Annotated in this window: 12 protein-coding genes and 1 tRNA gene; 1 reads left to right on the forward strand and 12 read right to left on the reverse strand. The window is 67.0% G+C overall.

Annotated features, from left to right (window positions below):
- Positions 1-87: 87 nt before the first annotated feature.
- The 7 genes from G020_RS0106000 to rlmE all read right to left on the reverse strand — a co-directional run bounded on the left by G020_RS0106000 (position 88) and on the right by rlmE (position 6464).
- Positions 88-172: transfer RNA gene (locus tag G020_RS0106000), tRNA-Leu, on the reverse strand.
- Positions 173-190: 18 nt separating this feature from the next.
- On the reverse strand, positions 191-577 hold the full coding sequence (gene secG / locus G020_RS0106005; RefSeq protein WP_024328978.1) for a preprotein translocase subunit SecG: 387 nt from the start codon (positions 575-577) through the stop codon (positions 191-193).
- Positions 574-1338: a triose-phosphate isomerase gene (gene tpiA, locus G020_RS0106010; RefSeq protein ID WP_018946360.1), complete on the reverse strand. Its 765-nt coding sequence runs from the start codon at positions 1336-1338 to the stop codon at positions 574-576. Before tpiA ends, secG begins: the two co-directional genes overlap by 4 nt.
- Positions 1339-1458: 120 nt before the next feature.
- Positions 1459-2799, reverse strand: coding sequence for a phosphoglucosamine mutase (gene glmM / locus G020_RS0106015; protein ID WP_024328979.1), 1341 nt, complete (start codon positions 2797-2799; stop codon positions 1459-1461).
- An 11-nt stretch (positions 2800-2810) separates the two neighbouring features.
- The gene (folP, locus tag G020_RS0106020; protein ID WP_029681228.1) at positions 2811-3695 is read right to left on the reverse strand and encodes a dihydropteroate synthase; all 885 of its coding nucleotides are present in this window, start codon (positions 3693-3695) and stop codon (positions 2811-2813) included.
- Positions 3696-3808: 113 nt separating this feature from the next.
- A complete protein-coding gene (gene ftsH / locus G020_RS0106025) occupies positions 3809-5779 on the reverse strand; it encodes an ATP-dependent zinc metalloprotease FtsH (RefSeq protein WP_024328981.1) in 1971 nt (656 codons plus the stop codon).
- A gap of 58 nt (positions 5780-5837) precedes the next feature.
- Positions 5838-6464 carry a 23S rRNA (uridine(2552)-2'-O)-methyltransferase RlmE gene (rlmE, locus tag G020_RS0106030; protein WP_018946364.1) on the reverse strand — a complete coding sequence of 209 codons (627 nt, stop codon included), beginning with the start codon at positions 6462-6464 and terminating at the stop codon, positions 5838-5840.
- A gap of 72 nt (positions 6465-6536) precedes the next feature.
- Between rlmE and yhbY the strand changes: the two genes are divergently transcribed.
- Complete coding sequence (gene yhbY, locus G020_RS0106035; protein WP_018946365.1) at positions 6537-6839, forward strand: ribosome assembly RNA-binding protein YhbY; 303 nt, start codon at positions 6537-6539, stop codon at positions 6837-6839.
- On the opposite strand, the gene greA is transcribed toward yhbY, so the two are convergent.
- The 5 genes from greA to G020_RS0106060 all read right to left on the reverse strand — a co-directional run bounded on the left by greA (position 6832) and on the right by G020_RS0106060 (position 13847).
- On the reverse strand, positions 6832-7311 hold the full coding sequence (greA, locus tag G020_RS0106040; protein WP_018869971.1) for a transcription elongation factor GreA: 480 nt from the start codon (positions 7309-7311) through the stop codon (positions 6832-6834). The two genes, yhbY and greA, sit on opposite strands and share 8 nt — an antisense overlap.
- Positions 7308-10544: a carbamoyl-phosphate synthase large subunit gene (gene carB / locus G020_RS0106045; RefSeq protein ID WP_024328982.1), complete on the reverse strand. Its 3237-nt coding sequence runs from the start codon at positions 10542-10544 to the stop codon at positions 7308-7310. The genes greA and carB overlap by 4 nt, the downstream gene beginning before the upstream one ends.
- Before the next feature lie 73 nt (positions 10545-10617).
- Entirely contained in the window at positions 10618-11751 is a 1134-nt protein-coding gene (gene carA, locus G020_RS0106050; RefSeq protein WP_024328983.1) for a glutamine-hydrolyzing carbamoyl-phosphate synthase small subunit, read from the reverse strand.
- Positions 11752-11830: 79 nt separating this feature from the next.
- Positions 11831-12625, reverse strand: a complete 795-nt coding sequence (gene dapB / locus G020_RS0106055; protein WP_024328984.1) for a 4-hydroxy-tetrahydrodipicolinate reductase — start codon at positions 12623-12625, stop codon at positions 11831-11833.
- A 55-nt stretch (positions 12626-12680) separates the two neighbouring features.
- Entirely contained in the window at positions 12681-13847 is a 1167-nt protein-coding gene (locus G020_RS0106060; protein ID WP_024328985.1) for an MFS transporter, read from the reverse strand.
- Positions 13848-13859 lie beyond the last annotated feature (12 nt).

The raw sequence follows: 13859 nt of genomic DNA on the forward strand, positions 1-13859 counted from the left end.
TCACATAAAACGCCAAGTTATTGTTTATAAAGGCTTTACAATAAAAAGGTTCCGCCCGGACCTCCGGACGGAACCTTCCCTGAAAAATGGTGCAGATGGTGGGACTCGAACCCACACGGCTTGCGCCACTACCCCCTCAAGATAGCGTGTCTACCAATTCCACCACATCTGCGTATTCCTGACTGAAGCCCTATTGTGGCACGTCCTGCGGCCGCGAGGGCGGATCCGCCGGCTCGTCGGCAGGGGAATCGTCCGGCGCCATGCCCGGAACATCCCCGATCGGGATATCGTCCTCGACCGCCTCTGCGGGCGTCGGTTCATCCATCAGGCTGCGCGCCTCGGGTTCCGACGCAGCAATATAGGCCAGCGCCAGCCCGTTGATGAAAAACACCGCGGCCAGAAAGGCCGTGGCGCGGCTCAGGAAGTTGGCCGACCCCTGGGCACCGAACACGGTGGCCGAAGCCCCGCTGCCAAATGCAGCCCCGGCATCCGCGCCCTTGCCGTGCTGCATCAGCACCAGCGCGATGATGGAGATCGACACCACCACCTGAACAACCAGGAGGATCCCGTAGATCATTCGCCCGCCCCGGTCGCGGCCCGCGCAATCCCGGCGAAATTCGCGGCATCCAGCGAGGCTCCGCCCACCAGGCCGCCATCGATGTCATCGTGCGCCAGCAGCCCCGCGGCGTTGTCGGCCTTCATCGAACCGCCATACAGGATGCGCAGGTCGGCAGCCACGCGCGGATCGCGGCCGGCGACCCGGTTACGGATGAAGGCATGCACCTCGGCCGCCTGCTCCGGGGTGGCCGTCAGGCCGGTGCCGATCGCCCAGACCGGCTCGTAGGCGATCACGGCGCGGTCCAGCGATTCGACTCCGGCGGCATCCAGCACGGCATCGAGCTGCTCGCCCACCACCGCTTCGGTGCGGCCGGCTTCGCGCTCTTCCTTCTGCTCGCCCACGCACAGGATCGGGGTCACGCCGGCGGCCAGGGCCGCCTGATACTTGGCCGCCACCCAGGCGCTGTCCTCGGCCTGGCGGTCGCGGCGCTCGGAGTGCCCCACGATCACGTAACGGCAGCCCACATCCTTGAGCATGGCCGCGGCGACCTCGCCGGTGTAAGCGCCGGAAGCCTGATCGGAGCAGTCCTGCCCCCCGACCTCAATGGGGCTGTCGGCCAGGGCCTCGACCACTTCGGGCAGATAGACCGCAGGCGGGCACACGGCCAGCTCGACGCCGGCCAGCCCGTCCAGCTCCGACTGGAGCGCGGACAGAAGCTCGCGATTGGCGTCGCGGGAGCCGTTCATTTTCCAGTTTCCGGCGACCAGCGGCTTGCGCATGCGGTGGTTCCTCCTGCGATGGCCAGGGTTCCATGATTGAGCGGCGGGATGTTACCGGCGCGTTCCCGGCAAATCAACCGACCACCCGGGCGCCGCGTCACGCGCACCGGGTGGCGGGAGTCAGGCGACCGCGCGGATCGCGTCCGCAATGCGTTCCGCGGCAGCCTGCGTGGCGCCTGCGTCTTCCGCCTCGACCATCACGCGGATCAGGGGTTCCGTGCCCGACGGTCGCAACAGCACCCGGCCGCGGCGACCCAGCTCGGATTCCACTTCGGCCACGGCGGCGCGGACCGGCGGCGCATCCAGACGCTCGTCTGCTCCCTCGTCCAGGCGCACGTTGACAAGGGCCTGCGGGAACTGCGGGATGGCCGCGGCCAGTTCGGCCAGGGACCGGCCGCTGCGCTGCATCAGGTGCGCGATCTGCAGTCCGGCCACGGTGCCGTCACCGGTGGTGGTGTGATCCAGACAGATGATATGCCCGGAACTCTCACCGCCCAGCAACCAGCCGTAGCGCCGCAGTTCCTCGAGGACATAGCGGTCCCCCACCCGCGCGCGCACGAACGGCACTCCGACCTCCGCCAGCGCGTTTTCCAGGCCGAGATTGGTCATCTGGGTGCCGACCACGCCACCGCCCAGCGTACCCAGGCGCAGGCGTTCCAGGGCGAGGATCCCGAGGATGCGATCACCGTCCACGATCTGGCCGCCAGCGTCCACCAGGATCACGCGGTCACCATCCCCGTCCAGAGCGATGCCCAGATCGGATCCCGTCGCGCGTACACGTTCCGCGAGGCGGTCGGGGTGCAATGCCCCCACACCCTCGTTGATGTTGTAGCCATCGGGCATGGCGCCGGTCAGCTCGACCTCCGCCCCCAGCTCCTCGAAGACATGCGGCGCGACGTTGTAGGTCGCCCCGTGGGCACAGTCGAGGACGATGCGCATGCCGCGCAATTCAGACCGCGCGGGTATGGCGCTCTTGCAGAATTCGACATAGCGCCCGGCAGCGTCGGAGATGCGTACCGCCTTGCCCAGGCGCCGCCCGTCGATGGCCTGCGCGGGTTCGTCGAGGCGCGCCTCGATCGCGGCCTCCACCGCGTCCGGCAGCTTGTCGCCTTCCGGGGTGAAGAACTTGAAGCCGTTATCGTTGAAAGGGTTGTGCGAGGCACTGATCACCACGCCCGCCGTCGCGCGGAAGGTCCGGGTCAGGTAGGCGATGGCCGGTGTTGGCATGGGCCCCAGCAGGGCCACGTCAAGCCCGGCGGCCGACAGACCCGCCTCCAGCGCCGACTCGAACATATAGCCCGAAACCCGGGTGTCCTTGCCCACCAGCACCGGCCCCTGGGCATGGCCGTTTTCGCCGAGGATCTCGCCCACGGCGTAGCCCAGGCGCAGGGCAAACTCCGGCGTCATCGGCCATTCGCCGGTTCGCCCGCGGATGCCGTCGGTCCCGAAATAACGTCCCATGCGGTTCCTCCCTATGACATGACCCCGCCAGCACTGCGGGGATCCAGCACGGAGTATATCGCGAGGGCGTCCGCCGTGGCCGCGACGTCGTGCACACGCAGGATCCGCGCCCCCTGCTGCGCGGCGAGCAACGCGGCGGCCACGCTCCCGCTGCCACGCTCCGCCACCGGCCGCTGCCCCAGCAGGGCCCCGATCATCGACTTGCGCGAGACCCCGACCAGCACTGGCCGACCATCACCGACCAGGTCCGGGAGATGGCGGAACAGTTCCAGATTGTGCTCCAGCGTCTTGCCGAAACCGAAACCCGGATCCACCACCAGCCGATCCGGCGGCACCCCCGCGGCCTGCAGTGCACTGCAGCGTGCGTCGAGGAACGCCCGGACCTCGGCGGTCACGTCGCCGTAATGCGGGGCGTGCTGCATGGACTGCGGCTCGCCCTGCATGTGCATCACGCACAGGGCCACGCCGTGCTCCCGGGCGGCCGCCACCGCCTCCTCCTCGGCGCCCGGCCGACGGAAGGCATTCACGTCGTTGAGCATGGCCGCGCCAGCCCGCACCGCGTCGCGCATGATCTCCGGCTTCATGGTATCGACCGAGACCGGCAAGGAAACCTCCGCCGCCAGCGCCTCCAGCACCGGCAGGACACGTCGACGTTCTTCCGCGAGCGACACCGGTTCGGCCCCCGGGCGGGTAGATTCCCCGCCCACGTCGATCAGATCCGCGCCCTCGTCCTGCATCTGCCGCGCACGGGCCACGGCCCGATCCACGCGGTCATGTGCGCCACCGTCCGAGAAGGAATCCGGCGTCACGTTGAGGATACCCATCACCCGCGGGCGATCGAAGGCCAGCGGACCGGCCGGGCCATACAGCAGTGTGGGTGCCGTTGGAACCGTCATCAGTCCTCCCATGAAAGCGAAACACGGCAACAGAAAAGGCCGCCGCGACAGAGCCACGGCGGCCATGATGATGCGCGGGCAGCCCCCCGGAGTGCGGCGGAGCCGAACGTCGATCAGGACTGCGGCGCGGGCCCGCCGACCACCCCGCGGTCGCTGTCGCTGTCGCTGTCGCGAGAATCGTCAGAGCCGTCCCCGGCCTCGCCTTCACCGGCCGGAGTGCCGGCATCGTCGCCGCCGGAGGAACCATCGTTCCAGTCGGCGGGTTCACGCGGCTCGCGACCGGCCATGATGTCCCCGATCTGCTTGTCGTCGATGGTCTCGTACTTCATCAGCGCGCCCGCCATCGCGTGCAGCTTGTCGAGATTGTCTACCAGGATCTGACGCGCATGGTTGTAATGGGTATCGATAATCTTGCGCACTTCCTCGTCGATCGCATTGGCGGTGTCGTCCGACATCTGCTTCGGCTTGCCCATCGACGGTCCGAGGAAGGACTGCTGTTCGTCTTCGCCATAGTCCAGCGGTCCCAGCTTCTCCGACAGGCCCCACTTGGTCACCATGTTGCGCGCGATCTGCGAGGCCTTCTCAATGTCGTTGGATGCCCCCGTGGTCACCGATTTCTCGCCGAAGATGATCTCCTCGGCCAGGCGCCCGCCGAACAGGCTGGCGATCTGGCTCTCCAGCTTGGTCCGGGAGTGACTGTAACGATCCTCCTCCGGCAGGAACATGGTGACACCCAGTGCCCGGCCGCGCGGAATGATGCTGACCTTGTACACCGGGTCGTGCTCGGGGACCGTCAGCCCCACGATCGCGTGCCCGGCCTCGTGATAGGCGGTCAGCTTCTTCTCGTCCTCGGACATCACCATGGAGCGGCGCTCGGCGCCCATCATGATCTTGTCCTTGGCGCGCTCGAAGTCGCTCATGTCCACCAGGCGCTTGCCGGCGCGGGCAGCGAACAGCGCCGCCTCGTTGACCAGGTTGGCCAGGTCCGCACCGGAGAAGCCCGGCGTGCCGCGCGCGATCTTGTGCGGGTTCACGTCTTCCGCGATCGGCGTCTTCTTCATGTGCACGTTGAGGATCTGCTCGCGACCGCGCACGTCCGGCGGCGGCACCACGACCTGACGGTCGAAGCGGCCCGGACGCAGCAGCGCCTGGTCCAGCACGTCGGGACGGTTGGTCGCGGCGATCACGATCACGCCCTCGGTGCCCTCGAAGCCATCCATCTCGACCAGCAGCTGGTTGAGGGTCTGCTCGCGCTCGTCGTGACCGCCACCGCCCATGCCGCCGCCGCGCTGACGCCCGACGGCGTCCAGCTCGTCGATAAAGATGATGCACGGGGCGTTTTTCTTGGCCTCGGCGAACATGTCGCGCACGCGCGAGGCGCCCACGCCCACGAACATCTCGACGAAGTCGGAGCCCGAGATGCTGTAGAACGGCACCTTGGCCTCTCCGGCGATCGCCTTGGCCAGCAGGGTCTTCCCGGTACCCGGGGAGCCGACCATCAGCACGCCGCGCGGGATCTGGCCGCCGAGCTTCTGGAACTTGCCCGGGTCCTTGAGGAAGTCGACCAGCTCCACGACCTCGTCCTTGGCCTCGTCGCAGCCGGCCACGTCGGCGAAGGTAACCTTCACCTGATCCTCCGACATCAGCTTGGCCTTGGACTTGCCGAAGGACATCGCGCCCTTGCCGCCAGCACCACCGCCCTGCATCTGCCGCATGAAGTAGATCCACACGGCGATCAGCAGCAGGATCGGGAACCAGCTGATGAGGATACTCATCAACAGGCCGCGCTCGGCCTCCTCCTCGGCGTTGATCTCCACGTTGTGGTTGAGGAGATCGCCGATCAGCCCCGAATCGTTCGGGTTGACGGTGGAGAAGCGCTCTCCGTCGGCCATCTGCCCGGAGATCTTGTCACCTTCGATGGTGACGCTGTCCACGCGACCGCTCTGCACCTGCTGGATGAACTCCGAGTAGGTGATGCTGCGCGTCGCCTGCTGCTCGGGATCGGGCGCGAAATTGTTGAAGATGGACATCAGGACGACGGCAATCACCGCCCAGATGATCAGATTCTTTACCAGGCCATTCAAAACGACACCTCAAAAGCTGTGCTGGGCCGAACGCGTATGCGTGGATACTAATGGATCGTTACACATCCCGTGGGTTCCGCGCCAATACGTACACTTCGCGTGAGCGGGGCCGCGACGCCTTCGGCTTGCGCACCTTCACCTGTGCGAAACACCGGCGCAGCTCCGCAAGGTAGGCATCCGAGCCTTCCCCCTGGAACAGCTTGACCAGAAACGCGCCATTCGGTTTCAGGACGCGCAGCGCCAGATCCAGCGCCAGCTCGCACAGATGGATCGAACGCGGCTGGTCAACGGCATCCGTACCGGTAAGGTTGGGGGCCATGTCGGAAAGCACAAGATCCGCACCCTCGCCGCCCAGGGTCTCGAGGATGCGGTCCAGCACTTCGTCCTCGCGGAAATCCCCGGTCACGACCTCCGCGCCGGGGACCGGGTCCATCGGCAGGATGTCGGAGGCGACCAGCACGCCCTTGCGCCCGACGCGCCCGGCCGCGTACTGGGTCCACCCTCCGGGGGCCGCCCCCAGATCCACCACGCGCATGCCGGGCCGCAGGAGGCGGTCGCGCTGGTCCAGCTCTTCCAGCTTGTAGACCGCACGCCCACGATACCCTTCCTGCTGCGCGCGCTGCACGTACGGGTCATCGAAATGCTCCTTCAGCCAGCGCTGACTGGAGCGCTTGCGCTTAGGCATCGCCCGCCCCCCGGTTTCGTGCCGGCGGCGGCGTGCTACACTCGTACCGTTTCAAAATGAAGCAAGCCTCCCGTGAATCTGACTGACGCGCAACGCCGCCATCTGCGCAGCCTCGCCCACCCGCGCAAGCCCGTCGTGACCCTTGGTCGCCACGGCCTGTCCGAGGCAGTGCTGGCCGAACTGGAACAGGCGCTGGCCCATCACGAACTGGTCAAGGTGAAGGTCGGGATCGGCGACCGTGACGCCCGCGCCGAGGTCATCCACGACATGTGCGAGCGCACCGGCGCGGAGCTGGTTCAGCGCATCGGCCACGTGGCCACGCTGTTCCGGCGCAACCCGGAGGCGCCGAAGGTCAGCCTCGAGCCCGTCAGTTGACGTAACGCACCTCGAGGATCTCGTATTCCGTCTCGCCGCCGGGCGCCTGAACGGTCACGATGTCGCCCTCTTCCTTGCCGATCAGCGCCCGGGCGATCGGCGAGGACACCGAAATCATGTTCTGCTTGATATCGGCCTCGTCGTCCCCGACGATCTTGTAAGTCACCTCGCGCCCGTCCTCGGTGGCCTCCAGCACCACCGTCGTGCCGAACACCACCTTGCCAGTCTGCGGCAGGGCGGTCACGTCGATGATCTCGGCATTGGACAGGGTCGCCTCCAGCTCGCGGATCCGTCCCTCGATGAAGCTCTGCTGCTCGCGCGCCGCATGGTACTCGGCATTTTCCTTGAGGTCCCCGTGCTCACGCGCCTCGGCGATCGCGTTGACCACTTTCGGCCGGTCTTCGGCCTTCAGGCGCCGCAGCTCTTCCTTCATCTTCTCGGCGCCGTTCAAGGTAAGCGGTGTCTTCTTCATGAACCCAACCCTCCTGCTCGGTTCTCCTGGTGGAGCGACTGCAAGCGGAACACCTCGCTGCCCTCCAGATGGTCCAGTGCCTGGACCGTGGCCCGGGCCCCGGCGATGGTGGTGGTATAACCCACCTTGTGCATCAGGGCCTCGCGCCGAATGGTGTAGGAATCGGCAGTCGACTGCTTGCCTTCCACCGTATTGATGATAAAGCTGACCTCGTCGTTCTTGATCATGTCGACGATGTGCGGGCGCCCCTCGGTGACCTTGTTCACGCGGGTCACGGCGATGCCCTGTTCTTCCAGCAGCCCGGCGGTGCCCCGGGTGGCCAGCACCTCGAAGCCCAGCTCGACCAGCCGCCGGGCGATCCCGGTAACCTCCGGCTTGTCGATGTCGCGCACTGACACGAAGGCCTTGCCGGTGGACGGCAGCAGAACGCCCGCACCCAGCTGGCTCTTGGCAAAGGCCTCGGCAAAACTGCGGCCCACCCCCATCACTTCGCCCGTGGACTTCATCTCCGGCCCGAGGATCGGGTCGACCCCCGGGAACTTGGCGAACGGGAAAACCGCTTCCTTGACCGAATAGTAGTCGGGGAACACCGCGCCGCCGACGCCCTGCTCGGCCAGCGAGGTTCCGGCCATGCAGCGCGCGGCGATCTTGGCCAGCGGCAGACCGACGCTCTTGGACACGTAGGGCACGGTGCGCGAGGCACGCGGATTGACCTCCAGCACGTAGATGTCGTCGCCCTTGACCGCGAACTGGGTGTTCATCAGACCGACCACGCGAAGGCCCACGGCCATCTTGCGCACCTGATCCACCATGCGCTCCTGCAGCTCCAGCGACAGCGAGAACGGTGGCAGCGAGCAGGCGGAATCTCCGGAATGGACACCGGCCTGTTCGATGTGTTCCATCACCCCGCCGATGAATACGTCCTGGCCGTCGCAGACGGCGTCGATGTCGACCTCGATCGCGTCGTCGAGGAAACGGTCCAGCAGCACCGGCGCCTCGTTGGAGACCGAGACCGCGCTTTGCATGTAGCCGCGCAGGTCCTCGCGGTCACGCACGATCTCCATCGCGCGCCCGCCCAGCACGTAGGACGGACGCACCACCAGCGGATAGCCGATCTCGTCGGCCAGCTTCTCGGCCTCTTCCTCGCTGCGCGCAGTGCGGTTGGGCGGCTGCTTGAGCCCCAGCTTGTTCAGCAGGGCCTGGAAGCGCTCGCGGTCCTCGGCCAGGTCGATCGAGTCGGGGCTGGTGCCGATGATCGGGACCCCGGCATCCTCCAGGTCGCGCGCCAGCTTCAGCGGGGTCTGCCCGCCGTACTGCACGATCACGCCGGTGGGCCGTTCGGTCTCCACGACTTCCAGCACGTCCTCCAGCGTCAGCGGCTCGAAATACAGCCGGTCGGAGGTGTCATAGTCGGTGGAAACCGTCTCCGGGTTGCAGTTGACCATGATGGTCTCGTACTGGTCCTCGCGCATGGCGAGTGCGGCATGCACGCAGCAGTAGTCGAACTCGATGCCCTGGCCGATGCGGTTGGGACCCCCGCCCAGCACCATGATCTTCTGCCGGTCGGTCGGCTCCACCTCGTTCTCCTCCTCGTAGGAGGAATACATGTATGCGGTGGTGGTGGCGAACTCGGCCGCACAGGTGTCCACCCGCTTGTACACCGGGCGCACGCCAAGACGATGACGGTGCTTGCGCACGGCCTTCTCGGTCTCGTTCAGCAGCCGGGCCAGGCGCAGGTCGGAAAACCCGCGCTGCTTCAGCCGGTACATCTCCTCGGCATCGATCTCGCCGAGGATGCGGTCGCGCACCGCCTTTTCCAGATCCACCAGCTCCTGGATCTGCGCCAGGAACCAGGGGTCGATGGCAGTCAGCTCGAAGATGTCCTGCACGCTGAAGCCATGGCGGAAGGCGTCGGCCACGTACAGCAGCTGGTCGGGCGTCGGGTTGGCCAGTGCGGTGCGCAAGCGTTCCACCACATCCTGCGCATCGAGATCGATGCGCTCGTCCAGTCCGTCCATGCCGGTCTCCATTGAGCGCAGCGCCTTCTGCAGGGACTCCTGGAAGGTCCGGCCGATGGCCATGGCCTCACCCACGGCCTTCATCTGCGTGGTCAGCTGCGCATCGGCCTGGGGGAACTTCTCGAACGTAAAGCGAGGGATCTTGGTGACCACGTAGTCAATCGACGGCTCGAACGACGCCGGGGTCAGCCCGCCGGTGATCTCGTTTTTCAGCTCGTCGAGGGTGTACCCCACCGCCAGCTTGGCGGCGACCTTGGCGATCGGGAAGCCGGTCGCCTTGGAGGCCAGCGCGGAGGAACGCGACACCCGCGGGTTCATCTCGATCACGATCATGCGCCCGTTCTCCGGGTTGATCGCGAACTGCACGTTGGAGCCGCCGGTCTCCACGCCGATCTTGCGCAGCACCGCCAGCGAGGCGTCGCGCATGATCTGGTATTCCTTGTCGGTCAGGGTCTGCGCCGGGGCCACGGTGATCGAGTCGCCGGTATGGATTCCCATCGGATCGACGTTCTCGATCGAACAGATGATGATGGCGTTGTCCGCCTGGTCGCGGACCACCTCCATCTCGAACTCTTTCCACCCCAGCGCAGACTCCTCCAGCAGCACCTGGTTCACCGGCGAGAGGTCGAGCCCGTTCTTGACGATGTACTCGAACTCCTCGCGGTTGTAGGCGATGCCGCCGCCGGAACCACCAAGCGTGAACGACGGCCGGATGATCACCGGGAAACCGATGCGCGGCTGGATCTGCTGCGCCTCTTCCCAGGAATGCGCCAGCTCCGCGGTGGGGGTGTCCAGGCCGATGTCGGCCATCGCGGCCTTGAAGTGATCGCGGTCCTCGGCCATGTCGATGGCCGCCTCGTTGGCGCCGATCATCTCCACGCCGTGCTTCTCCAGCATCCCTTCGCGCGAGAGGTCCAGCGCGCAGTTCAGCGCGGTCTGTCCGCCCATGGTCGGCAGCAGGGCATCCGGCTGCTCGGCGGCGATGATCTTCTCCACCGTCTTCCATTCGACCGGTTCGATATAGGTGGCATCCGCCATCTCCGGATCGGTCATGATGGTCGCCGGGTTGGAGTTCACCAGGATCACCCGGTAGCCCTCCTCGCGCAGGGCCTTGCAGGCCTGGGCGCCGGAGTAATCGAACTCGCAGGCCTGGCCGATCACGATCGGGCCGGCCCCGAGGATCAGGACGCTCTGGATATCGGTACGCTTGGGCATGAGGCCCTCTCGCTGGCTGTCGGGTCAGGATTCGGGTTCGGCGGACGGCACGCGGGGCGCGCCGCCGGGATTCTCAGGCGCGGGCGGCGCGCATCATCTCGACGAAATCGTCGAACGCCGCGGACACGTCATGCGGCCCCGGGCTCGCCTCCGGGTGGCCCTGCAGGCTGAACGCCGGACAGTCCGTCCGTGCGACCCCCTGCAGAGTACCGTCGAACAGCGAACGGTGGGTCGGCGTCAGGGTCCCGGGCAGACGGTCCTCGTCGATCGCGAACCCGTGGTTCTGCGAAGAGATCATCACGCGTCCGCTGGCCTCGTGACGAATCGGGTGGTTGGCTCCGTGGTGGCCGAATTTCATCTTCACGCTCTGCGCCCCGCTGGCCAGCCCCAGCAGCTGGTGCCCCAGGCAGATCCCGAACAGCGGCACACGGCGTTCGCAGAAACCGCGAATCGCCTCGATTGCGTAGGTGCAGGGTTCAGGGTCCCCCGGCCCGTTGGACAGGAACACGCCATCGGGGGACAGCTCCATCACCTCGTCCACCGAGGTCTCGGCCGGGACCACGGTCACCCGGCAGCCCCGGTCCACCATCATCCGCAGGATGTTCTGTTTCATTCCGAAGTCGTAGGCGACCACGTGATACTCGGCCGCGTCCGGGCTCAGCTGCCGCGGCTCCCCGCCCAGCTGCCAGGTGCCCTCCAGCCACTCGTAGCGCTTGCGCGTGGTGACTTCCCGGGCCAGGTCCATGCCCTTGATGCCGGGGAACTCGCGGGCGGCGGCCAGGGCCGCGGACTCGTCCACCTCGCCTGCCTGGATACAGCCGTTCTGCGCGCCCTTCTCTCGCAGCAGACGGGTCAGCCTGCGGGTATCAATGCCGGAAATGGCCACGATCCCGTGGCGCAGCAGGTAATCCGGGAGCGATTCGCGCGAGCGGAAATTCGACACCAGCGGCGGCACGTCGCGCACGATCAGCCCGGCGGCCTGCGCCCGCGACGACTCGTCGTCCTCCGGGTTGGTCCCTGTGTTGCCGATATGCGGATAGGTCAGGGTCACCATCTGCCGCGCATACGAGGGATCCGTCAGGATCTCCTGATAGCCGGTCATGGCGGTGTTGAACACCACCTCGCCAACCGTCTGGCCGAGGGCGCCGATCGCCTGACCATGGAACACGGTGCCATCTTCAAGGACGAGCAGGGCGGGCGCGGGCACGGGCGAACCTCCGGCAGGGGATCATCAAACGGGATGTAACAAGTGTACGCCAGGGCCCAAATCCCCGTCCAACGCGGCGTCACAGCTCGCGCAGGCCGAGGACATCCTGCATATCGAAAAGCCCGGGGCCGCGTTCGCTGGCCCACACCGCCGCACGTACCGCCCCGGATGCGAAGATCCCGCGGTCCGAAGCCTTGTGGGTAATCTCCACCCGCTCGCCCTCGCCGGCGAACAGCGCGGTGTGCTCGCCGACAATGTCGCCGCCGCGCACCGTGGCAAAGCCGATGGTGCTGCGCTCGCGCGCGCCGGTGTGACCCTCGCGGCCGTACACCGCGTCCTGCTCCAGGTCGCGCCCCAGGGTGTCGGCCACGATGCGCCCCAGGCGCAGCGCGGTGCCCGACGGGGCATCCACCTTGTGCCGGTGATGGGCCTCAAGGATCTCCACGTCAGTGCTGTCGCCCAGGGCCCGCGCCGCCAGCTCCACCAGCTTGAAGGTCAGGTTGACCCCGACGCTCATGTTGGGGGCATACACGACCGCATGCTCCCTGGCCGCCTCGCGCAGCGCCGCCTCCTGCGTCGCATCCAGGCCGGTGGTGCCGACCACCAGGGTGCGCCCCGCCCGGCGGCAGATCTCGAGGTGTTCCATAGTTGCCTCGGGGCGGGTGAAATCGATCAGCACGTCGAAATCCCCGGTCACCGTGCCCAGATCCTCCACCAGGTGCACGCGGCCGGCCGTATCCACCGGCTGGCCGATGGCCTCGCTGCCGGGGCGTTCGCTGGCCGCACCCAGCTCCGCCTGCGGGTGTTCCTCCACCGCGCGCACCAGGTTCTGGCCCATGCGCCCGGCGGCGCCCGCGACTGCTACTCGGATCATGATCGTTGCGTCCTCCTGTCAGTTGCACAAAGCCTACGCGAGCCCCGGCGATGCGTCAGCCCGCCCGGGTCCGGGCCGCCACTCGCCGGTGGCGCCAGTGGCCGAACAGCGAGGCCACTACCCCGGCTGCCGCCAGCCCCGCGGCCAGCACGTAGACCGAGGCCGAGCCCACGCCGTCCCACAGATAGCCGGCGGCCAGACTGCCCAGCGCACCTCCGATGCCGAAGGCCAGCGACGAATAAAGCGCCTGTCCGCGCCCCTGCAGCCGGCCGGGGAAGAAATAATGGATCAGCGAGATCGCCGCCGCGTGATACACCCCGTAGCTGAAGGCATGCAGGGTCTGGATGAACAGCAGCATCGGCAGTGACTCCGGCACCGCCGCCAGCAGCGACCAGCGCAGCGTGGTCAGCACCAGCGCCAGGGTCACCAGGAACCACGCGCCGAAACGCAGGATCAGTCGCGGCGTGATCAGAAACAGGAACACCTCGGCCAGCACGCCCAGGGCCCACAGCTGCCCGGCCATCGAGCGGGAGAAACCCGCCTCCTCCACGTACAGGGTGAAGAATGCATAGTACGGCCCGTGACTCGCCTGCATGAAGAAACACGCCAGGAACAGCCCGATGACCTCGGGCCGCCGCAGCACGCTCCCGATCGACGGCACGTTGTTCTCGGCCACCTCGTCACGCGGCGGCTCCGGGACCTGCAGCGTGCTGGCATACAGTCCGACGAACAGCAGCAGCACCAGCCACGGGAGCCACGCGACCTCGATGTAGTCGAACAACCAGCCCAGCGAGGCCACCGCCACGATGAAGCCCACCGAGCCCCACAGCCGCACCAGGGCGTAGCGGTGGCTGTCGCGTCCCAGGGTCCGCAGGGTGGTGGCCTCGAACTGCGGCAGGATCGCGTTCCAGAAGAAGCTGAACACCGCCATCACCGCCGCCAGCCACCAGTAGCCGGAATACAGCAGCACCCCGGTGAAGGCGATCAGCCCCGCCAGCGCCCCCGAGCGCACCAGCGGCATGTGGGTGCCGGTACGATCCGCCAGCCATCCCCACACATTGGGCGCGATGATCTTGGTCGCCAGCACGATCGCCATCAGCTCGCCGATCTGCGAGCCGGAGAACCCCAGCTCGGACAGATACGGCCCCCAGTAGGGCATGAACGCCCCGATGGTGGCGAAATAGAAGAAGTAGAAGCTGGACAGGCGCAGATTGGGCGTCACGACCGGAACCAC

Origin of the sequence: Thioalkalivibrio sp. ALR17-21 (assembly GCF_000420185.1) — a bacterium.
Classification (GTDB): Bacteria; Pseudomonadota; Gammaproteobacteria; order Ectothiorhodospirales; family Ectothiorhodospiraceae; genus Thioalkalivibrio; species Thioalkalivibrio halophilus.

Bases quoted from the DNA above. Each gene is read 5' to 3' on its own strand.
- secG (WP_024328978.1), bottom strand. From the start codon at position 577: ATGATCTACGGGATCCTCCTGGTTGTTCAGGTGGTGGTGTCGATCTCC.
- tpiA (WP_018946360.1), bottom strand. From the start codon at position 1,338: ATGCGCAAGCCGCTGGTCGCCGGAAACTGGAAAATGAACGGCTCCCGC.
- glmM (WP_024328979.1), bottom strand. From the start codon at position 2,799: ATGGGACGTTATTTCGGGACCGACGGCATCCGCGGGCGAACCGGCGAA.
- folP (WP_029681228.1), bottom strand. From the start codon at position 3,695: ATGACGGTTCCAACGGCACCCACACTGCTGTATGGCCCGGCCGGTCCG.
- rlmE (WP_018946364.1), bottom strand. From the start codon at position 6,464: ATGCCTAAGCGCAAGCGCTCCAGTCAGCGCTGGCTGAAGGAGCATTTC.
- greA (WP_018869971.1), bottom strand. From the start codon at position 7,311: ATGAAGAAGACACCGCTTACCTTGAACGGCGCCGAGAAGATGAAGGAA.
- carB (WP_024328982.1), bottom strand. From the start codon at position 10,544: ATGCCCAAGCGTACCGATATCCAGAGCGTCCTGATCCTCGGGGCCGGC.
- dapB (WP_024328984.1), bottom strand. From the start codon at position 12,625: ATGATCCGAGTAGCAGTCGCGGGCGCCGCCGGGCGCATGGGCCAGAAC.